We start from the raw sequence: 20,234 nt of genomic DNA, 5'->3' as shown, positions 1-20,234 counted from the left end.
TATATACTTATAAAATATAGTCGTTTAGTTTGCTTTTAGTACTAGCTTCAAAGGTTCGGGGAACCTTTGGAGGCTGGAAATAAAGCGAACAACGTTCGCATCAAAAAGTCGCAGGCTGTACTGGAGTACGGCAAAGCGAGTTCAAATCACTCCTGTGGAGTGTTTGAAGTTGGAAATAAGGAAACGACGTTTCCTCGCTCGTCGAAGTAATCAAAGATAAACTAAATGACTATATATTCTTCAATGACCTGCATGACCCCTGCCTCCAGATGGCTGGGAGCTCGGTACTTGGCTACCGCCTTGACCTTGTCTGTCGCATTTTCCATGGCATAGGAATGCCCAGCATAGGACAATAACTCAATATCATTGTCTGAATCACCGAAGGCCATCACCTGTTCAGGTTCGATATCCAAACTGGTCAAAACCTGTTCCAAGCCCCATGCCTTATGAATCCCTTCTGTCAATATATCAATGGAGCCATAGCCACTAGTCACTGCAACCAGCTGACCTTGAAAAGCCTGGTTAAACTCTTCCGTTATCGACTCCACACGCGCTTCAGGAATCCAGAGACCAACCTTATAAATAGGTTCTAAATTAGGATAGGCACTGAGGTCGTCTAAATAGGTCACACGATTTTGGAAGGCAGCCATTTGGGCTGGTTCTATTGGCAAATCCGTCCCTGCAAATGGCATACCTGCCCCAGCCTGCATATAAATGTTTTCTTCATTCGACAACATCAAACATATATCCGCCCAACGTCCTTTGAAAAAATGCAGTATTGCTTCGACTTCTTCTTGCTGAATAGCACGTCGAATCATTGTTTTGCCATTTTGATAAACATGGGCACCATTATCAGCCACAAAAATCAGTCGATTTTCAAATCCTTGGCATAATTGTAGCAATCGCCCAATTCCATTGCCACTAGCGATAACAAAAGGAATCTTTTTCTGATCTAGTTGATCCAAGACCCTTAAAAATCGCTCCCTATCAAAACTCCCCTGGCCATCTAAAAAGGTCCCATCCATGTCTGTTGCAATTAATCGAACTGTCATCTTCTCTCTCCTCACCATACCAAATTGACAAATTCCTTCATTTCCTGATAGGCTGTATCCACACGCGCCTGCGTATCTAGATCCAATTGTCCATAGTATCGACCACCAGCGATCCAGTCTTCCAATACATAGGTCTGATAGCTAAAACGCTCATAACCATCTAGTGAATACGTTCCCTGAGAGATACGATTCACCCAGGTTGGATGCGCTTGGGCTGTCCGAATACTTGTCTGCCCATTCTCTTTCTGAATCCTTATATCCATCAAGACACCCCGCTCGGTCCATTGGGAATTTGGTGTATCATCCATGCTTTCAATACGCTGATTGGACAGGAAATTCCCCATCGAATAGATAATCAATTTTCTCTGACCATCTTTTTCAATAATCTCTGCGGGCTCGACTACATGCGGATGCCCACCAAGAACGATGTCTGCTCCCCAATCAACCATTTGATGGTACAAACTGGTTTGTTCCTCCGTAGGCTCCAACTGATATTCCACACCCGTCTGAGGCATGACGATGGTAATATCTGCCTCTTTCTCGGCTCGTTTAATCTCAGCCTGCATCTTTTCTTTATCAAAATCCGATAAATAGGCATCATATTCCTCCTGACTCAGCAAAGCCTCCATCCCATTGAAACCGTAAGCATAGGCTAAAACAGCTATACGGATACCATTGACTTCCCGAATGTAGAGTGGTGCAGTTGCCCGATTGCCTTCAGCGTAGACACCGACTGTATCCACACCTGCCTCTCTAAATGTATTGACAGTGGAAACCAATCCAGAAAGATGTGAGTCCAAAATATGATTGTGGGCTAAGTCCACCAAATCGTAGCCCGCATCATGGATATTGTTGGCGACAATGGCAGGCGCATTAAAAAGTGGGTAACCTGCTAATTCGACATCTGGGGAAATGGTCCCTTCAAAGTCTGCGATAGCGAAATCAGCCTGTTCTATCCAGGGCTTTACGTAGGTAAAATTCTCAGAAAAATCGTAACTTCCATCTGGCTGTTCTGCTCCTCGAAGAATAGGCAAGTGATAGAGTAAATCTCCATGGGCCATGATGCGAACAGAATTATCTGAGTGCATTGATTCTGATGCCTGATTCAGCCTAGGAACTAGCTGCTCGCTTACAATAATAATCGCCAAGATAATAGTCGCTAAGCCACAAATAAAAAACAAATGCATCTTTGTCCGATAGGACGCATATCGTTTTCTGCGAATAGAGTTCGCCCTTTTCTCCATACCTTTATCCTCATACTCCCTACTTAAGAACCTTTGTTCAAAATACAGTCAGTAGTCTCTCAAAAAACTATTTCTTCCATAAAAGCACATCACTTATAAATAGAGGTTCTAATATTAGTATACGACATTTTTGCTAAAAAATCTAAATAAAATCAGAATTCCATCTCACAAATATATGTTTCCGACTATGTATTCCATTCCTCAAACGATTATCAGACCGATCTTCACAGACCATTTAAAAAGAGCTAACATTATCCCTTCCTAACTCCCTAAAAGATTATCTGGGAGAACGGTACAATGTTAGCTTCTTTTTATGTCTTCAACAGATGATTTTAATCATCTAAGTGCTGTAGCTTGCCACGAAAATCTTCAATCGTTTCATAGCCTTTTTCAGCCATGATGGCCTGCAATTCAGCCGTAATGCGTTCAAAGGCTGCCACACCTTCCTTTTGCAGGGTTGTTCCAACTTGAACCATGCTGGCTCCACAGAGAATGTGTTCGAAGGCATCCCGACCTGTCAAGACGCCACCAGTCCCAACAATCTGAATCTCCGGTTTCAAGCGCTGGTAAAAAGCGTGGACATTGGCAAGAGCAGTCGGCTTGATATACTCTCCACCGATACCACCAAAACCATTTTTAGGCTTGATGACAACTGACTCATCCTTGATATAGAGACCATTTCCAATCGAATTGACACAGTTGACAAACTTCAAAGGAAACTGGTTGAAAATCGCTGCTGCTTGGTCAAAATGCACAATATCGAAATAAGGTGGCAACTTAATACCGAGTGGTTTGGTAAAGTAAGTGAAGACCTCCCGCAAGATGGTTTCTGTCGTTTCAAAATCATAGGCAATCTGCGGTTTTCCAGGGACATTGGGACAAGAAAGATTTAACTCTGTCAGCCCCTTAAAATCACTGGCTTCTACAGTTCTCAAAATCTCATGAGTCTCATCAGGCGACATTCCAACTACAGATAAAACAAATGTGCGTTCTGGCTCCGTTTCCTGCAATTCTAGTAGATAATCCAAATAGTAAGCCAAGCCCTGATTTGGCAAGCCCATCGAATTGATAGAACCAAGCGGAACATTCTGATAACGTGGTTCTGGATTACCCGCGCGGTAGTCCAAGGTTGCTGTTTTTGTCACAAAAGTACCCGCCTTCGAGTTCTTAACCGCATCCAATTCTTCCTTGGTCATGCACCAAACCCCTGCCGCATTCATCAAACAATTACCAAAGGTAAATCCACCGAGTGTCGTTGCTGTTGAAACCATCTTTCCTCCTATTTTCGCTCGATAGATGCCAACCATTATCAACCAGCCATAAAAAAACTGACGGCTTTCCCAGTTTGCATAACAAAGAGCGTCTTTTTTATTTGTTTCATTATAACATAGCTTCTCTCGAGATGAGGCAAATCGCTGTCAATGTTCGTATTTTAAAAAGAGAGTCCAAATGGAACTCTCTCTAGGTTATTAATTTCTACGTCTACGCTGGTTAGCAAGAGCTAAGGTTCCTAGCAATGCCAAACCTGTCAGTCCTAACATTGACTCAACAGAACCGGTTGCAGGTAGAGTCTTAGTTTGAGTTGCAGTTACCTTGCTACTTGTTTGAGAAACTTCTGGTTTTGACAATGGTTTAGGAGTCGCTACAGGAGCCTGCTTCAATTCTTTAGCTTCAGCCGCTTTTTGCAATGCTAACTGTGCTTCATAAGCAAGTCTCATGCTCTTATATTTTGATAGAGCAGTTTCAAAATCTGTCTGCGCTGCTTGTTTGGCTTCCAAGGCTGCATCACGTTGTGCAAGAGCTTCTGCTGCCGCTACTTTCGCTTCCTCAAGCAACTGCTGAGCTAGACGATAGTTCTCTTGTGCATTGAGTAAGCTTGCAAGATAAGCTTCTGCTGCTTTCAAATCTGCGACTGTCTTGGCAAGGTTAGCCTCTGCAAGTTTCAAAGCTGCTTCTTTCGTTGCAGTTACTTCCTGTAAAGCGGATAGACTTGCCTGTGCTTCTGATAAAGCATTTTTTGCAGTCGTCTGTGCTGCTTGAGCGACTGATAAATCTTGTTTTGCAACACTTGCCGCTTGTTCTTTATTAGCAAGTGTCTGCTCAGCAGTAGTTAAGTCTTGTTTTGCAGCGGCTGCTTTTTCTTTTGCATCCGTAAGAGTAGCTTGAGCCTTATCAAGTTCTGCTTGAGCTTTCGTTACTTTAGACTCAACAGATAATAATTGGTTATAAGTTGTTTGACGATTTGCAACGGTAGCTTTCGCAGTCTCTACACTTGTCTGTGCCGCTTGACGTGCTGTCTTAGCTTTCGCAAGTTCGGCCTCCTGCTTCGCTAAATTCGCTTTAGCTTGCTCAACTGCATCGCGTGCTTTTTGAATATCAACTATTTTGACTTTGACCGTTTCTTTCTTACCATTTGGGAAGGTTACATACACGCTTGTTTCGCCTTCTGAGATACCTGTAAGCACGCCTGATTCTGAAACTACAGCAATGTTCTCGTCAGCAGATTCCCAAGTTAGTCCTGAATAAACAGATACGACACGGGCATAGTCATCGTAAGGGGCAAAAACTGCTGAAACATTCAGCACTATATTCTGATTGACATCTGATATTATTTCAGGCGTTAGCAATTCGTAATCAAATAAATAATCTTCTTTGGCTTCTAAAATCTGTACGGCATCACCGTATAAACCAACCGCTTCTTCTGAGGTATCCCCTACAGTAAAGTGTTGTGCCACACCTGTCCACCCATCATTGCCAGCTGACAAGAAAGCTGATAGGGCTGTATGGGTGTAATTCGGATTGATTAGTGATACATAGTGACCTACTACCGCATCCGGAGTCTGGTTCACAAAATCTTCTTTTTCTGCGTAGAACTGCTCAATAGCCGTCAACATTGCATCACCTGATCGACCAAAATTCCAAGCCAAATTCTCAGAACGTACGGCTACAATTTCAGGATTATCAGTGTCTACAGTAAAGACGCTCTTATCTGTCCAACGAATGTGCCCCAAGGTATACTCTGCCTCTGCAGCACGAATTTGAGTTGTATACTCTAAAATAGTTGACCACTTAAGAGGTACATAACGATCTACAAGGCCTTCATCAAAAGCTTCCTTACGAATTTCATTAATTCTAGCTAAGATAGCTGCTTGATCAGGTTCGTAGAAGGTGCCTGACACACCCACCATAGCATTTCCTTCAGACGGCTCTTCAACCTCTGCTCCGAAGAATTCTAGCGGAGTCAATTCTGTTCCATCTGAAACCAAACTAGCTAGATATGCTTCTGCTGCTGCAACTGCCGCTTGAGCTTCTTTAACACTTGATTCAGCCGTAGTCACCGCAGCTACTTTTTTAGCCAAATCAGCCTCAGCAGCAGCCTGTGCTTGTTTGGCTTGAGCTAAGTTCTCCTTGGCTAGCGCCAATTGTTGAGCTGTTTCCTTATCAGCTTGTTCAGCCGTTTGTAAAGCGGCTTGGGCTGCCTGAACTGCTTGCTCAGCAGTTGCAACTTGGTTGGTAGTTGTCGCTACATTTGCCTCTGCTGTTGCAAGAGCGGCTTGGGCTTCGGCAACTTGGTTAGTTGCTGCAGTAGCCGTAGCTTGTGCGGCAGATAATGTAGAATTAGCTTTTTCATAGGCTGTTTGTGCTTGAGCCACCTTCTCAGCTGGAACCTTTTCAGCCTTCTTAGCCTCAGCCAGTTCCTTTTCAGCAAGAGTTTGAGCTGTTTCTTGACTGGCAGCTGTTTCTTTTAACTCTTCTATAGTAGTCTGAGTCTTTTCGATTTCTGCCTCCGTAGCCTTCGCTACAAGCTCTTCAGCTTTTGCTAGATTATCAGTCGCCTCCACAACGCCTTGAACAGCGTTAGCAGCAACTTGTTCCTTAGCCGTAGCAGTATTTGAAGCAGCTTGGGCAACTTGCTCAGCCTCTGTCACAGCTGCCTGTGCACTTGCAAGCCCTTGCTCACTAACAACCTTTACTGGTGCAGCTTGTTCTTCTGAGACAGTAGGAACAATAGTATCGGCACTGACTTGGTTTGCTTGAAAACCAACTGTCCCAACAGCTAAAACACCTGTAGCAAGCGTTACTGGAATAGCAACAGATTTCTTTTTCATATATATTACCCCTATATTTTACTTACAACTTTTATATTATACTATCATTCCTCATTTGTCAATGTTCGTATGTAAAGAAAGTCTACTTTTTGTCTACTCGCAACTTGCTCAGAAAGTTTAGAAAAATTATCATTTTTTTCTTTACATTTAAAAATCATGGTGCTATAATAATTATCAGATAAATTAAATTGTCAGACAATTTAATAAATAAAAAAGAAATCAGGTGATCCCATGTCAAATGCCAAAGCTTACATCCAAGCTTCTTTTGAAGCAGTCAAAGCCCGCAACCCACATGAAACAGAATTCCTTCAAGCTGTAGAAGAGCTCTTCTCTACACTTGAGCCTGTTTTTGAAGCACACCCAGAATACATCGAAGAAAACATCTTGGCCCGTATCGTTGAGCCTGAGCGTATCATCAGCTTCCGTGTTCCATGGACAGATAAAGATGGAAATGTTCAAGTCAACCGCGGCTACCGTGTTCAGTTCAACTCAGCTGTAGGTCCTTACAAAGGCGGTCTTCGCTTCCACCCAACTGTAAACCAATCCATCTTGAAGTTCCTCGGTTTTGAGCAAATCTTCAAAAACGTCTTGACTGGTCTTCCAATCGGCGGTGGTAAAGGTGGTTCAGACTTTGATCCTAAAGGAAAAACTGATGCTGAAATCATGCGCTTCTGCCAAAGCTTCATGACTGAATTGCAAAAACACATCGGACCTTCACTTGACGTCCCTGCAGGTGACATCGGTGTCGGTGGTCGTGAGATTGGTTACATGTACGGTCAATACAAACGCCTACGCCAGTTTGATGCAGGTGTCTTGACTGGTAAACCTCTTGGCTTCGGCGGTTCATTAATCCGCCCAGAAGCAACTGGTTACGGTTTGGTTTACCTCACTGATAACATGTTGGCAGCAAACGGTAAGTCCTTCAAAGACCAAACAGTCCTTATCTCAGGTTCTGGTAACGTTGCCCAATATGCTGTTCAAAAAGCGACTGAACTCGGTGCAAAAGTCATCTCTGTGTCAGACTCAAATGGTTACATCATTGACGAAACTGGTATCGACTTTGACCTCTTGGTGGACATCAAAGAAAAACGCCGCGCTCGTTTGACAGAATACGCTGCAGAAAAAGCAACTGCTAAGTACTTCGAAGGTTCTGTATGGAACTACGATGGCAAGGCTGACATTGCCCTTCCATGTGCGACTCAAAACGAAATCAACGGCGAGCAAGCTGCTGCCCTTGTGAAAAATGGCGTTTACTGTGTGGCTGAAGGTGCCAACATGCCATCTGACCTTGATGCTATCAAAGTTTACAAAGAAAATGGCGTTCTTTACGGCCTTGCAAAAGCAGCCAATGCTGGTGGTGTAGCCGTATCTGCCCTTGAAATGAGCCAAAACAGCCTTCGTCTTTCATGGACTCGTGAAGAAGTAGATGGCCGTCTTAAAGACATCATGGCCAACATCTTCAACACAGCCAAAGAAACTGCTGAAAAATACGACCTTGGTACAGACTACCTTGCAGGTGCTAACATCGCAGCCTTTGAACAAATTGCGGATAGCATGATTGCCCAAGGTTTAGTATAAGCTTACTTTTAGTTTACTAAACTATAATAAAAACGCCCCCAAAATTGACGTGCTAATTTTGGGGGTATTTTTCGTTAAAAGAAGAGAGGCTGGGAAAAAAGTCCTGCCACACTTCTCAGAGTTCGTGTCAACATCTCAGCGCAGTGGTTGATTGGCAGATTTGTTCGTGTTTTACACTCCAAATCTGACCTAATCAACTGTGCGGGGGTGGGAAGACGAACTCTTTTTTAGACCAGTCGAGTTCTTTCCCACTCCCTTTTTAAAATGTAAAAATAACAGATAGGTCGATTATCAAGCCGAACAATCGGAACCCAAGGGGCGTTATAAACCCGCAAAATTATGCAGTATTTAAAACTTTTTCTACAGCAATTAGATACCTTCTGCGACTAATTCCGTCCACATGGCATCTTCGTAGGTAAAACCAAAGTTTGTTTCATCATCTATACCGTAGATAAGTTTTACTTGTACTTTCTCTCCTGGCTTCAACTTTTCAACTAGATTCACATCGTAGGTCCGTAAATCCAGAGAAAACGGAATCTGACTAACGGGGTCCATGAGACTGAAATAGTATTCATCAAAATAGAGTTCTTCTGCGGTCGAATTTTCAACTTCCATTTCAACAACATAAGCTGTGCTGTAGTAGCTATCTACTAGTTCTATGCTATCGTCTTTGCCCATAGACGTTACGGTCACATGAAGACCATCAGAAAAATCAACTGAGTCACCAACTTGATACTCCGTGTATTCCACAGTCTCATCAATGTATCCGTCACTACCTGTATCCCAATTATCAAAATTTGCTGCGCTTAGGCCAATCATAAAAATAAAACAGGTTACTCCTAGGATGAAGGAGAGAACAGCACCAGCAATGGTTGTCCAAAAGAGAGGCTGTTTGTGCAAGGGTTTCTTCTTATAATACATCTGCCCATTTTCAACGACAAAATCTTTTGTTTGCATAATAAACTCCTTATTTTAAAACAGTTGGTCCACTTGAAGGTAAATCTATTCCTGCTTGACGCAGAGCATCTTGATAAAAACCAAAGAATTGATGATAGATCTTGTTCTGTTGACCGTTGGCTACGAAAAGATTAACACGAAATACAAACTGTCCCGAAATAGCGTTTTGGGGACCTAATACAGTCACACCTGTAATCTGGTCAAAATTGCTGATTTCTCTCAAATTGACCTCTTCTATTACGCGATAGACTTGTTCCAAATCGGTATTAAATTTGAGCGGAATATCGATTTGAGCACGCATGTCCCCTCTTGACTGATTGGACACCACTAGAATGTTGCGATTGGGAATAAAATGCAATGTCCCATCTGCATCACGTACTTGTGTCGTTCGGATTCCCATGCTAACGATGGTTCCTGAAATGGTAATGGGCCCGTTGGTTAACTTAACCACATCTCCGACATCAAACTGTCGTTCAATTAAGATAAAGAATCCATTGACCAAGTCTGAGAGAAAGCCTTGTGCGCCCAGCCCAACAGCTACCCCAGCAATCCCGGCTCCTGCAAGAAGACTGGATACTGGTAAACCGAGGATACTCAAAATACAGTAGATAAGGATAAAGTAGAGTAGGTAATTTAGGATGCTTTCTACCAGACGACTGATGGTCTTCTGACGACCAATGTCTTGTGTAGATACCTTTAGAGAGGGAACCAAAACCTTTTTCACAGAAGCTTTGGCTATCTTCTTGATAATGTAAAATGCAACAAAGAGTAAAACAAGCGATAAAACCTTATTTAGACCCGCTGTCACAATGGCCTCAATATTAAATTGAGACAAATACTTGGTAATAAAATCATTCATGAGATAATTATAGCAGAAAACATCCTAAAAGAACAAAAAGACAGCCAAGTGGTTGACTTAGAACGTAGACAAACTCCTAAAAATATTAAAAATTGAAGAAGTTTGCGAAAGATAACAAGTCATTAAACTCCTAGAAACATTGATATTTCGCGTTTCTGAGAGTTTTTTATTTTTAACATAAAGAAAAAAGATTGAAGAAAATTGGTCCAAAATGGACTTTTTCTTCAATCTGAGACAGCCAAACGACTGTCTTTTATCTTATTTCTTCTTTGCAAAATACTGGCGTGTCTCCTTGATGATAACAGGAGAGAGGGCTAGTAAGGCAATCAAGTTTGGTAGGGCCATGAGACCATTCACAATATCGGCAATAGTCCAAATCAAGTCTAGTTTGAGGAAACCACCAAGGGCTACCATTGCCACAAATAACAGACGATAAGGCAAGATGGATTTGGTACCGAATAGAAACTCGATACAGCGTTCACCATAGTAAGACCATCCGAGAATAGTTGTAAAAGCAAAAAGTACCAAACTAATCGTCAAGGCAATAGATCCTGCATTGCCAAAAACTGTTGCAAAAGCTGCCTGTGTCAGAGGAGCTCCTTCCAATCCTTCGACAGACCACTGACCTGTCACCAAGATTGTCAAACCTGTTAAGGTACAGATAATAATCGTATCGATAAAGGTACCCGTCATAGAAATCAAACCTTGCTCAACAGGATTATCCGATTTGGCTGCCGCAGCTGCGATAGGCGCCGAACCTAGACCAGATTCATTTGAAAACACTCCACGCGCAATACCACGTTGGATTGCTTCTTTTACAGTTGCCCCTACAAAGCCACCTACTGCTGCTGCAGGTGAGAAGGCAGATTTCAGAACCAAACCAAGTGTCGGAAGCAGTTCATTCCAGTGAACTACCAAGACTATCAAACTTGCCAAAATGTATAAAATTGCCATGAAAGGAACGATTTTGGTCGAAACATCCGATATTTTTTCAATTCCCCCAAAGATAAAGAGAGCAATTGAAATGGCTGTCACAATGCTGACCAACTGGGGAGCTAATCCAAAACTCGAAGACATGGAAGATGCAATCGAATTAACCTGTGAAAATGTCCCCATCCCCAAAAGCGCTACGAGGACACCTGAGATAGCAAAGAAAACAGCCAAGGGTTTCCACTTCTGTCCCATCCCCAAGGTGATATAGTGCATAGGTCCACCTGCTGCTTGACCGTTGGCATCCTTGGTACGGTATTTAATGGCTAAAAATCCTTCCGCATACTTAGTTGCCATCCCGAAAAAGGCTGCTACCCACATCCAGAAAAGAGCCCCTGGTCCACCTGTCGTAATGGCTGTTGCCACACCGACGATATTTCCCGTACCAACTGTCGCTGCCAAAGCTGTACAAAGAGCCGCAAAGCTAGACACATCTCCCTGACCAGACTGGTCACTAGAGAAAATCAGACGAAAGGCGGTTGGTAACTTGCTAACTTGAAACATCCCTAAACGGAGTGTAAAGTAAACACCCGTACCGACCAAAAGTATTAAGAGAGGCGGTCCCCAAACAAGATTGTTGATAGCCTTAAATAGTTCTAACATAGTTCCTCCTAAGCATAATTCTTAATCCGATAAAGCTGCCGGAAAAACAAAAAGAGGCTGAACTCTTCAACCTCTAGAATCAACGTGAAAAATACAGAAAAAGCCTATTTTTCAACGCTCTGTCCTTTTACCTGAGAGTTTCAGTAGCTCTACTTTTCCAAGCAGAACTACCTTGCCCCTTCGGTGCCAAAATGGTCTCTCCAGAGTTCCGTCCATTGAACAGTCAGTTTCCCTTCTACCCAATATCAACCGGTTATTCAGTTTTATCTAGTTTTATTTTAATCTAATTTCACGAAAAAATCAAGAATATTTTCTGATACTCAATGAAAATCAAAAGTGGCCTAGGAAACGAAGCCGAAGATAGAACTCTGTTACTGTCTTGTTTCAAGGTAACAGGCTGAAAAGCTCCACCGGAGCTTTTCACTCATCAAGGCTCTTGACAACGGATAATTTTGATTTTCGAAGAGTATGAATTTTTACAAGTCTTCCATTTTTATGATAAGGTCTGCTCGCTCCCAAATCAAAGGATTATGGGTCGCAATCACAATTAGCCGTTCTGGGCTCTTCAAGGATAACAAAATATCCATAATTTCTTGGGAGCTCTTAGGATCTAAGGCAGCCGTCGGCTCATCTGCTAAAATCAATGGAGGATTTTTCAGGATGACTTTAGCAAGTGCTACCCGTTGAGCTTCCCCTCCTGAGAGTTCATAGATAGGCTGGGACAGGTCCAGATAAGATAGACCAACTGCATCAAGTGCCGCTTCCTGCCTCGATTTCCTTTCGTCTTTGGACAATTTTTGACCAATCAGTCCCAAATCCAGATTTTCTCTGATTGTCTGACTTTCTAAAAGACCAAAATTCTGAAAGAGATAGCCTAATTCCTCCCTAAAAAAGAGATGGGGCTTCAACTTTTTCAAATCCTTCCCCTTGTAGAGAATGTCGCCTGCATCATAGGACTCCAACTTGGCTAAAATATTCAGCAAGGTCGTTTTTCCGCTACCACTGGCACCTATCAAGGCATAGACCTTTCCAGCCTGCAAGTCTAGCGTTACATCAGAAAACAAGCTACGTTTCCCAAATTTCTTTTGAATTGATTGGATAGAAAACATACTAGGCTCCTTTCAAAATACGGATATTCCAAGCTCCTTCTTTCCTCGCCTGCCACCTCAATAAACAGAGGGCATTGACCATAAACAAGGCAAAACTGATACTACTTATGAAAATGTGACCTGTCACTACCATGCTTGCTCCAAGAGCCAACAAGAGGGAAAGCAGTTGGAACGTTAGGTATTTCTTATGGATTCCCAAAAAATCCATCCCTGCAATTTCTTTGATAAAAATATCACGTTTAAACTCTTCGAAGTATAATAGATTCATGGTATTAAACAGGATAATTGATGCCACAATCCCTAAAATAGCACCCATAGATGTTGAAATGGTCTCTATCCGAATACGGTCTAAAAGTTCTGTAAAGAGAGAGGAACTACTTCTCACTTCATTGACAAACTGAAACAGATTTCTTGCCTTCAATTCGCGCAAAAGTTTATCCCTGTTTTTAAATAAAATACTGCTATCTACTTCATTCAACCAAAAATCAGCAGATTCCTCTCCCAGACTTGACGGTGCCAGCACAACTAAAATAGGGTCTTTCAAATATTGCACATGCTGACCAGAACGATGATTGTAGATAAATTGCTTCTGCCCATCTTTTAAATAGGCAACTTTTCCCTTAATGGTAGCTGAGCTTGCTTGATTAGCAGGTCTAACCATACGATTGATATAATCTTGGTAAAGATGGAGATACCTATCACTTTCAGGACGCAATGTTTCAGGTAATAGAAGTTGAAATTCTCCTTCTTGTAGAGAAGGTAATGCTTCGTCCGACAAGTCTACATCCTGTATCTGCAAATAATTTGGACTAACGTAGAGGGTGTTTCCAGCTGGATGGTAACTGTCAAGGCTTGTCCCATCTTCCAGTTGGGAGCCCATTAAATAGGCATTCAAATTACTTTTGACAAAGAGCGCGCCGTCTTCCTCCAAAGCTTGCTTTAGTAAAGGATACCAATTTTCAGGCGAATTTAGTCCTGAGTGACCATCCGCAGCAATGTTCCAAGCCAAACTATGGTAATCCTCTTCTTTCTCCCACTGCCGGGCACCCGCTTGGTATTCTTGCCAAATTCCTGAATAATAGAAGGTTTGAGCCATACCCAATGACACCACCAGTAGAGCCAGCATTTGCCCCATAACCATAATGGTCAGGATTCCTTGCAGGGGCATCTTCCCTTTTAACAAAGGTAAAAAGTGATAGGTCCGAATGCCCAAGGTAAATGTAGCAGCGAAAAAAAGGGCAATCAAACCAAGCAAGAAATGATAGCCTACTAGAGCTGCGATCAGATAATAGACGGAATAGCTATCTAATCCGATGAGATAGGCCAGTCCAACTGCTGGAAGAACCGCAAATGGGATAGTCAGTGCTATCTCTTTCGCATTTTCCTGTAGAGATAGCCAAAACAGATGCCAGCGTGAATCTCCTGCAATCAAACGGATGCCTGCTGTACGCAACTGCCTTACATTGGCAATCACGACCAAAGCCATATAGGTAATAAGAAAGACCAGTATGGCTAAGAATTGACCACCTTGTGTCAGAAATGCGAGTAAAGTAGCAATAGTCGAAGGCTTCCGAATCTGAACCTCGTCAAATCCAAGCGAAACCAGAAGAGACCGAAGCTCCTCTACCGTCGCTTTCCCTTGGAAAATAAAATATTTGGTTAAAAGCGCAGACTCCACCTTTTCTGATGCCTGAAATTCCTCCAGCCCTCTCGGCAGGGGAGATTTACTAAAATTATCATAGGAAAAGGTACGTCCACCTGATGTACTTGGCTCAATCACCCGCCTGGCAATCACACTATCCGTCTGTTGAGAATATTCCTCTAATCGCTGTTGTACATCTGAGTAAGTCACGTCCTCAGATGCCGACAAGGTGGTCACAGAAGGATAATAATGAACTAGCATAGTCTCCTTTTGGCTAACCCCCAACCAAATCATAAAGACGGCTAGAATGATCGTCGATACAAGTACAAATTTTCCTTTCATTCTACCTTCACCTCATTAACTATCTGCCATTTAATACACTCAACTGGATTTTTTCTGCCTTTTTCGCTTGTTTGTTCAGTAACATCCAACTATTTATCAACAGAGCCACAACTACTCCTAGGCTAACAATAACTGACTTTGTCATAAACATTGCCAACCCCATCCCAACAAGAGCGGAGCCGACTTGTTCTCCTAGATAAGAACCATGCAATTCGATAAAACGCATCCCTGCTATCCGCTTGATGGCTATTTCTCTTTTGAAGGTCTCAAAGTATAGAAGATTCATCGTATTGAACAATAGTATGGAAGTGAATATTCCAAGGATTGTCGGAGATAGGGTCATAAGAATTTCAAGTTGAACATTTTTTCTCAGGGTGTTGTACTGTTGCCTGCTAGATAACAAGCTACCTATTGTGTTTCGTAAATTGTATTTGTCCAACAGCTGTTCCAGCATCTCTTTATCTTTGAAAAATACAAAATCTGGTAAGGCATTTTCCCAAAAATAGGACGTTTCTTCAAAACTTTCAGGTGATAGAACAACAATCAACGGAGCCTGTAAAAATTGCTCATAATTTATCGGAGTATGATTGTAAATGAACCATCGCTTCTCGTCTGAAATGTAATAAACATTTGAATGCAAACTTATGGATCTTTCTCCATCCGCAAGCAATTTCCCTACCATGTCCTCAAAATACGCTTAGTAAACACTCGCATCATTTTGCAAACTCTTTGGTAATAATAAAGCAATTTCTCCCTTACCTAATTGCTTTATCTCTTCCAGCTGATTGAAATCGTACAGGCCACCTTCTGATTGTATATAGTTCGGCGTCACATACAGCACCCTTTCTAGAGGAATTTCCTTGCTGGATTCAATGATGGTATGTTCTTTTATTGTGTTATGCCGTAAATGGTGCTGGACTAACATTACATTATTTTTCGAATATGATTCTAAAATTACATGAGACCAAGCTATTCTTTGTTGCTGAGCCATCGCTTCATCAGCTATGAACGCTTCACGATTCAAAGACAGACTAAAAACATCTTGTCTTTCTTGCCAAGCCTTTTCTCCTATCGTTAGTGTATGGAGGACTCCAACATATGTCAATGTTCGACTAACACCAATAGAGATGATACAAACCGCTAAACACTGACCTATTAGTAAAATAGCAAAAATCGCCTTGAGAGGCAAAGCTCCCTTAATTAGCTTTTGTAACTGAGTAATGTTTAATGCAATCATGAATCCAACACTTGTCGATAAAGACAGGAACAAAAGCAAACAAGCATAAAAAGCAATACCGATTGCTACAAAACGATAATATACCATTGGCCAACCCAAAATTAAAGTAGCAATCAGTCCGAAAACAAGCGCCCCTCCTGTAGCCAATGCTATATCTCTTCCATCCACTCTTAAAAAACGACTAGCAATCTGCCAACTCCTCACACCTGAAAGTATCTCTATCCCTGCTGACCGCAAGTAGACAATCTGCCCAACTACTGTCAATGCAAGATTTGTGAGTATAAAGATAATAAGGCCTAAGCTCGGAGCTCCCCTACCAAGAAATAGACTTAAACTGTTTAATAGGGTCGGTCTGTAAGTATAACTATCCACCAATCCTAGTGACTGTAAGACATTTTCTACCGCTTTGATGTCCAGATTCCCTTTTACAACATAGTAATTTTCAGCTAAGTTGGCCTGACTAGCTACTAACCTATCCGCTTTGACCAAGCCCTGTGGAAGCTCCCCCTTCCCAAAAACATCATAACTGGTAGCAGTTCGCCCACTATCATCTGTTTCTGTTATTGTCTTAGCAATTAGACTATTTTCCTTTTCAGCTAAATTTGTCAGGGCATCCGACACTTCTTCATAGGTCACTTCTTCCCCTCGACTTAATATAGAAACCGATGGATAGTAATGATAAATTAAAGAATCGAGTTGCAGACTCACTAACCATATACAGAAGAGACAGATGCTAAAAGTGGATAAATAAGTAAATACTTTTTTCATAACGAACCCCATTTGCACAAAAAGGAGGTGGACTCCACCACCTCCCTATCATTAGAACCCGTAACCAAAATCAACATGTTCTCAAACATTCGTTGATATAGCTTTTTATTTTATCTTAACATATTAATAGTTGATTTTCAACCAATTTTAATTATTTTTATAAAAAATCTATACTTGATTATTAAATATCTTTCGATAGATATTCTTTCAAACTAAGATAACTATTTTGCGGACCAAAAAATTTGAATAGACATTCCGCTTCTCTATAATAGGAGAGAATTTCATCTTTTGATAGAAATCCCTCTCCGACATTTGCGATTAAACAAAGCGTATCTGCCAAAAGATAACAACTCTTCTTGTCTCGCAAGATTTCGATTAGGTCTGTCAATTCATCAATTGCCTGTGACTGCCTCTTCCTTTTAAAAAGATAGTGAGCGTGATTGTAGCGAATCTTGATATACTTATGAAAACTCTCTGTGTTCGATATATCCAAGTGGCTAAGCTTTTCTGAAAGCCCCTCATACAAACTGTCTAAAGCCTCGTCTCGAGAAGTCAAGGCATAAAAATTAACCAAGCTATTGTATACATCAAGATAAAAACTAGATTTCTTACTGATTCGATGACTAAGTTCTTCCATACGTACAATTGCAGTATCTTCCTTATGATAATGATGGAAGTCCACTATACAAGCCAGATAAGTTAAATATTCACTGCTTTCCTGCGAATGAACAGCTTCTTTCTGCTTCTCTGCCTCTACAAGATAAGCCAGTTGATCATAGGAACGAGTGAACAAAGCTTTGTCCACCAATCGTTTAAATACCGTAATATCAGGCGCTTTATCTGATACACTTTCATCAAAAAAATAGTCCATAGACACCTGTAAGCGTTGTGATAAGGCAAATAATATATCCGATGTAGGAGCAACTCCTAATTTTTCAACTCGACTAATCAAACTCTGCTCACAAATTCCCTCTGCAAGTTCCTTTTGAGTAAAGCCAAGTTCCTTTCTTCTATTTTTAAAACGTTTACTAAGAATCATTTTCATAACCTTTCCATATATGTCCCTTAAGAAAAATCTCTATACAGATTATTATATCAAAATCATCTTTCTGAACATACAATTTTAATACACAAAAAGCCTATTCTTTGCGAATAGACTTTCTGCGCTCATAAATTTATTTAATCAACTCCAAAAACAGGCCATATCCTGCTTCTTCCATTTCCTCTCTCGGTATGAAACGAAGGGCTGCCGAGTTGATACAGTAACGGAGACCGCCTTTGTCTCTCGGACCATCGTCAAAGACATGACCTAAATGAGCATGACCAGCCCGACTGCGAACTTCGATGCGGTTCATGCCGTGGGAGAAATCTTGGAAATAAGTCGCAACTTCTTTGCTGATTGGTTTGGTAAAGGAGGGCCAGCCGCAGCCTGAATCGAATTTGTCCGTCGAGAGAAAGAGGGGCTCACCAGTCGTAATATCGACGTAGATGCCAGCTTGGTCGCTATTCCAAAACTCATTTTCGAAGGGTCTTTCCGTCGCAGCTTCTTGAGTGACTTGATACTGGAGGTCGGTCAAGCTGTCTTTTAAGACTTGCTGGTCTGGCTTTTGGTAGTCTGCAACATCAATCAGAGGGATTTTTGCTTGCCCAAGATCGATATGGCAGTACCCTTGGGGATTTTTCTTGAGATAATCCTGATGGTAGTCTTCGGCGGGGATGTAATGCGCGAGTGGCTCCACTTCAACGGCTAGGGGGCGTCCGCCAAAGAGCTGGGATTGCTCCGTCATGACCTGCTCGATGGTCGGCAAATCAGCCTCATCTGTGTAATAGATACCAGTCCGATACTGGCGCCCCTTGTCAGGCCCCTGCTGATTGACAGAGAAGGGATCAATGACGCGGAAATAGTAGAGGAGGATTTCCCGCAAATGGATACGAGTCTCATCATAGGCTAGATAGAGTGTTTCTGCGTGATCTGTTTGTTTGAGGAGTTGATAATTGGTCGTCTCCACCTGTCCATTGGCATAGCCAACGCTGGTGTCAAGAATACCATCAATCTGGGAAAAGTAGCCTTCCATTCCCCAGAAACAACCGCCTGCTAGATAAATTTCTTTCATGTGAACTCCTTCTTATCTGCAAGCGTGGTTTCGTCACCCTTACAGATTTTTTTCTTTCATTTCTGCTTCCATTTTGAGGCGTTGAACCTTCATGGTCGCAGTACGTGGAATGTCGTCATAAGCCATCAAGATGGGTTCTTTCAATAGTGGTAGATCTGCAACCATTGCCCACCAAGCTTCCCAGTTCATCTCAGTATCTTCTGCCAGAGCGATAATCGGCTGTGGTGCACCATTGACATCGCGTATAATCACGACTTCTGATAAAAAGTCCAATTTATCCAGCAATAAATCCTCCAAGGCAAGATTGCTGTCGATGTGCTCAATGAGGTCAACCTGACGGTCTTTTAGAAGAAGTGTACCCTCTGGAGTCATGCAGCCGTAGTCACCACTATCCCACCAAGCACCGTACACATTATCTTGGAAACGGGCATCTTCTTTATAATAGGTCACAGCACGGCCTTTTGACAGGAACTGGATATGTCCGTTTTCTCCAGCTGGGAGAGGATTCCCTTGGGCATCTGTGATGCGTGCTTCTGTGTAACCTTCCAGACCAATCCCCATATCTCGTCCGCTAACTGTTCCTAGATTTTCCAAACGATGGTAACGTAAAATCATTGGACCACATTCACTTTGACCATAAACTTGCATAAAGACTGGATGTTGCTCTTTGGAAGCCTCCAAGAAGGCGCGAAGCGTACCAATATTGATAGCATCAAAGGTTGAATGGTAATAACGAATGCTACTAAAGACCTCTGGTTTTTCCTTGGCCAATCTTGCCCATTGGACAAAGTTGTTAGGATGGGTTTCCAGAGCACTTGGACGATGAAGAGCAAGCGCCCGTTCAATATCATCTTTTCTTGCAGAAGAAAGCGGGTAGAGGGGGAATCCTAGCCCAATCGCCGACGACACGCCGATATTATAGCGTGAATGAACAGGGGAGATGTGGAAGGCCAGCAAGCCTCTCTCCGTCATCTTGTCAAAAATAGTCTGTTGCCATGCTACTCGCCAGCCCATGGTCTGTGCTGTGTGGCAGATTAGTTTTGGAACACCTGTCGTTCCTGAAGTATGGGTCATGTATTGAATGACATCTTCTGGCAGGAGATTTTCTTCAAAAGCAACTGCTTCTTGCACTAGGACTTGGGGTAAGAATACCTTTGTAACCAGGTCAGTTCGGGTCATTCCTGCCACACGTTCTTCCGTTTCCTGGTCATAGACAATGAAAGACTTTTCCAATCGCTCCGCAAACACATCTAAATTCGAAGATGGCAAATGGTAGGAAATCATAACAGGAACAGCACCCAATGCCGTTACCGCCACTGCTAACAAATAGGTGTCAAAAGCTGGACTCTTATATAGAATTACCTTGTCCCCATAGCCAATACCTGCTGCTGCAAATTGGGCAGCTCTTCTTTGAATGGCCTCAAAAACTGTTTGATAGGTATTTTCCAATCCTAATTCAGGGAAGGAGGCGTAGGGTTGGTCAAAATAAATGGCAACATTTGGAAACTCTTGAACTGCTGTTTTAAACTGACGATAAAGATTTAATGGTTTGTAATTAATAGTTGACATATCTAACCTTTCTAAAATGACAATGATAAGGTTATTATAACATCTTGTGTCAACCTTCACA

At 42.1% G+C, this 20,234-nt stretch carries 14 protein-coding genes, 1 pseudogene and 1 riboswitch; of the genes and pseudogenes, 2 read left to right on the top strand and 13 right to left on the bottom strand.

The features are described 5' to 3' along the window. Positions 1-221 precede the first annotated feature (221 nt). The 4 genes from GPW69_RS01215 to GPW69_RS01200 all read right to left on the bottom strand — a co-directional run bounded on the left by GPW69_RS01215 (position 222) and on the right by GPW69_RS01200 (position 6,405). On the bottom strand, positions 222-1,052 hold the full coding sequence (locus tag GPW69_RS01215; protein WP_074391376.1) for a Cof-type HAD-IIB family hydrolase: 831 nt from the start codon (positions 1,050-1,052) through the stop codon (positions 222-224). A gap of 11 nt (positions 1,053-1,063) precedes the next feature. Next, positions 1,064-2,296: a CapA family protein gene (locus tag GPW69_RS01210; protein WP_074391375.1), complete on the bottom strand. Its 1,233-nt coding sequence runs from the start codon at positions 2,294-2,296 to the stop codon at positions 1,064-1,066. Positions 2,297-2,628: 332 nt separating this feature from the next. After that, positions 2,629-3,567, bottom strand: a complete 939-nt coding sequence (locus GPW69_RS01205) for a dihydroorotate oxidase (RefSeq protein WP_074391374.1) — start codon at positions 3,565-3,567, stop codon at positions 2,629-2,631. Positions 3,568-3,765: 198 nt separating this feature from the next. Next, complete coding sequence (locus GPW69_RS01200; protein WP_074391373.1) at positions 3,766-6,405, bottom strand: LPXTG cell wall anchor domain-containing protein; 2,640 nt, start codon at positions 6,403-6,405, stop codon at positions 3,766-3,768. Positions 6,406-6,636: 231 nt separating this feature from the next. Here GPW69_RS01200 and gdhA point away from each other — a divergent pair, with 231 nt between their 5' ends. Next, the gene (gdhA, locus tag GPW69_RS01195; protein ID WP_044673733.1) at positions 6,637-7,983 is read left to right on the top strand and encodes an NADP-specific glutamate dehydrogenase; all 1,347 of its coding nucleotides are present in this window, start codon (positions 6,637-6,639) and stop codon (positions 7,981-7,983) included. A 369-nt stretch (positions 7,984-8,352) separates the two neighbouring features. Here the strand turns inward: gdhA and GPW69_RS01190 are convergent, their stop codons facing one another. The 9 genes and pseudogenes from GPW69_RS01190 to GPW69_RS01150 form a co-directional block, all read right to left on the bottom strand. Next, on the bottom strand, positions 8,353-8,940 hold the full coding sequence (locus GPW69_RS01190) for a DUF4352 domain-containing protein (protein WP_044771807.1): 588 nt from the start codon (positions 8,938-8,940) through the stop codon (positions 8,353-8,355). A gap of 10 nt (positions 8,941-8,950) precedes the next feature. Then, positions 8,951-9,799 carry a mechanosensitive ion channel family protein gene (locus GPW69_RS01185; protein ID WP_002937530.1) on the bottom strand — a complete coding sequence of 283 codons (849 nt, stop codon included), beginning with the start codon at positions 9,797-9,799 and terminating at the stop codon, positions 8,951-8,953. A gap of 258 nt (positions 9,800-10,057) precedes the next feature. Further along, complete coding sequence (locus GPW69_RS01180) at positions 10,058-11,392, bottom strand: alanine/glycine:cation symporter family protein (protein WP_074391372.1); 1,335 nt, start codon at positions 11,390-11,392, stop codon at positions 10,058-10,060. 109 nt (positions 11,393-11,501) lie between these two features. Then, positions 11,502-11,606, bottom strand: a riboswitch (glycine riboswitch). Positions 11,607-11,868: 262 nt separating this feature from the next. Continuing rightward, on the bottom strand, positions 11,869-12,501 hold the full coding sequence (locus GPW69_RS01175; protein WP_024416766.1) for an ABC transporter ATP-binding protein: 633 nt from the start codon (positions 12,499-12,501) through the stop codon (positions 11,869-11,871). A gap of 1 nt (position 12,502) precedes the next feature. Further along, positions 12,503-14,485, bottom strand: coding sequence for a DUF1430 domain-containing protein (locus GPW69_RS01170; RefSeq protein WP_074391371.1), 1,983 nt, complete (start codon positions 14,483-14,485; stop codon positions 12,503-12,505). 19 nt (positions 14,486-14,504) lie between these two features. Continuing rightward, positions 14,505-16,490, bottom strand: a pseudogene (locus GPW69_RS01165) (DUF1430 domain-containing protein). A gap of 181 nt (positions 16,491-16,671) precedes the next feature. Continuing rightward, positions 16,672-17,529 (bottom strand): helix-turn-helix domain-containing protein, encoded by an 858-nt coding sequence (locus GPW69_RS01160; protein WP_074391429.1) that lies wholly within the window; start codon positions 17,527-17,529, stop codon positions 16,672-16,674. 136 nt (positions 17,530-17,665) lie between these two features. Then, positions 17,666-18,604: a peptide-methionine (R)-S-oxide reductase MsrB gene (gene msrB, locus GPW69_RS01155; RefSeq protein ID WP_074391370.1), complete on the bottom strand. Its 939-nt coding sequence runs from the start codon at positions 18,602-18,604 to the stop codon at positions 17,666-17,668. 39 nt (positions 18,605-18,643) lie between these two features. Next, positions 18,644-20,173: an AMP-binding protein gene (locus GPW69_RS01150; protein WP_074391369.1), complete on the bottom strand. Its 1,530-nt coding sequence runs from the start codon at positions 20,171-20,173 to the stop codon at positions 18,644-18,646. Between GPW69_RS01150 and GPW69_RS10890 the strand changes: the two genes are divergently transcribed. Then, positions 20,163-20,213: a hypothetical protein gene (locus GPW69_RS10890; RefSeq protein ID WP_353735889.1), complete on the top strand. Its 51-nt coding sequence runs from the start codon at positions 20,163-20,165 to the stop codon at positions 20,211-20,213. The genes GPW69_RS01150 and GPW69_RS10890 overlap by 11 nt on opposite strands. Positions 20,214-20,234: the final 21 nt, after the last annotated feature.

Source organism: Streptococcus suis, assembly GCF_902702775.1.
In the GTDB taxonomy this organism is placed as follows: domain Bacteria; phylum Bacillota; class Bacilli; order Lactobacillales; family Streptococcaceae; genus Streptococcus; species Streptococcus hashimotonensis.
The sequence above is the reverse complement of the archived record's forward strand: the minus strand, read 5'-3'. Positions and strand labels throughout refer to the sequence as shown.

Bases quoted from the DNA above. Each gene is read 5' to 3' on its own strand.
- GPW69_RS01200 (WP_074391373.1), bottom strand. From the start codon at position 6,405: ATGAAAAAGAAATCTGTTGCTATTCCAGTAACGCTTGCTACAGGTGTT.
- GPW69_RS01210 (WP_074391375.1), bottom strand. From the start codon at position 2,296: ATGGAGAAAAGGGCGAACTCTATTCGCAGAAAACGATATGCGTCCTAT.
- GPW69_RS01175 (WP_024416766.1), bottom strand. From the start codon at position 12,501: ATGTTTTCTATCCAATCAATTCAAAAGAAATTTGGGAAACGTAGCTTG.
- msrB (WP_074391370.1), bottom strand. From the start codon at position 18,604: ATGAAAGAAATTTATCTAGCAGGCGGTTGTTTCTGGGGAATGGAAGGC.
- GPW69_RS01150 (WP_074391369.1), bottom strand. From the start codon at position 20,173: ATGTCAACTATTAATTACAAACCATTAAATCTTTATCGTCAGTTTAAA.
- GPW69_RS01190 (WP_044771807.1), bottom strand. From the start codon at position 8,940: ATGCAAACAAAAGATTTTGTCGTTGAAAATGGGCAGATGTATTATAAG.
- GPW69_RS01160 (WP_074391429.1), bottom strand. From the start codon at position 17,529: ATGATTCTTAGTAAACGTTTTAAAAATAGAAGAAAGGAACTTGGCTTT.
- GPW69_RS01185 (WP_002937530.1), bottom strand. From the start codon at position 9,799: ATGAATGATTTTATTACCAAGTATTTGTCTCAATTTAATATTGAGGCC.
- GPW69_RS01205 (WP_074391374.1), bottom strand. From the start codon at position 3,567: ATGGTTTCAACAGCAACGACACTCGGTGGATTTACCTTTGGTAATTGT.
- gdhA (WP_044673733.1), top strand. From the start codon at position 6,637: ATGTCAAATGCCAAAGCTTACATCCAAGCTTCTTTTGAAGCAGTCAAA.
- GPW69_RS01180 (WP_074391372.1), bottom strand. From the start codon at position 11,392: ATGTTAGAACTATTTAAGGCTATCAACAATCTTGTTTGGGGACCGCCT.
- GPW69_RS01170 (WP_074391371.1), bottom strand. From the start codon at position 14,485: ATGAAAGGAAAATTTGTACTTGTATCGACGATCATTCTAGCCGTCTTT.
- GPW69_RS01215 (WP_074391376.1), bottom strand. From the start codon at position 1,052: ATGACAGTTCGATTAATTGCAACAGACATGGATGGGACCTTTTTAGAT.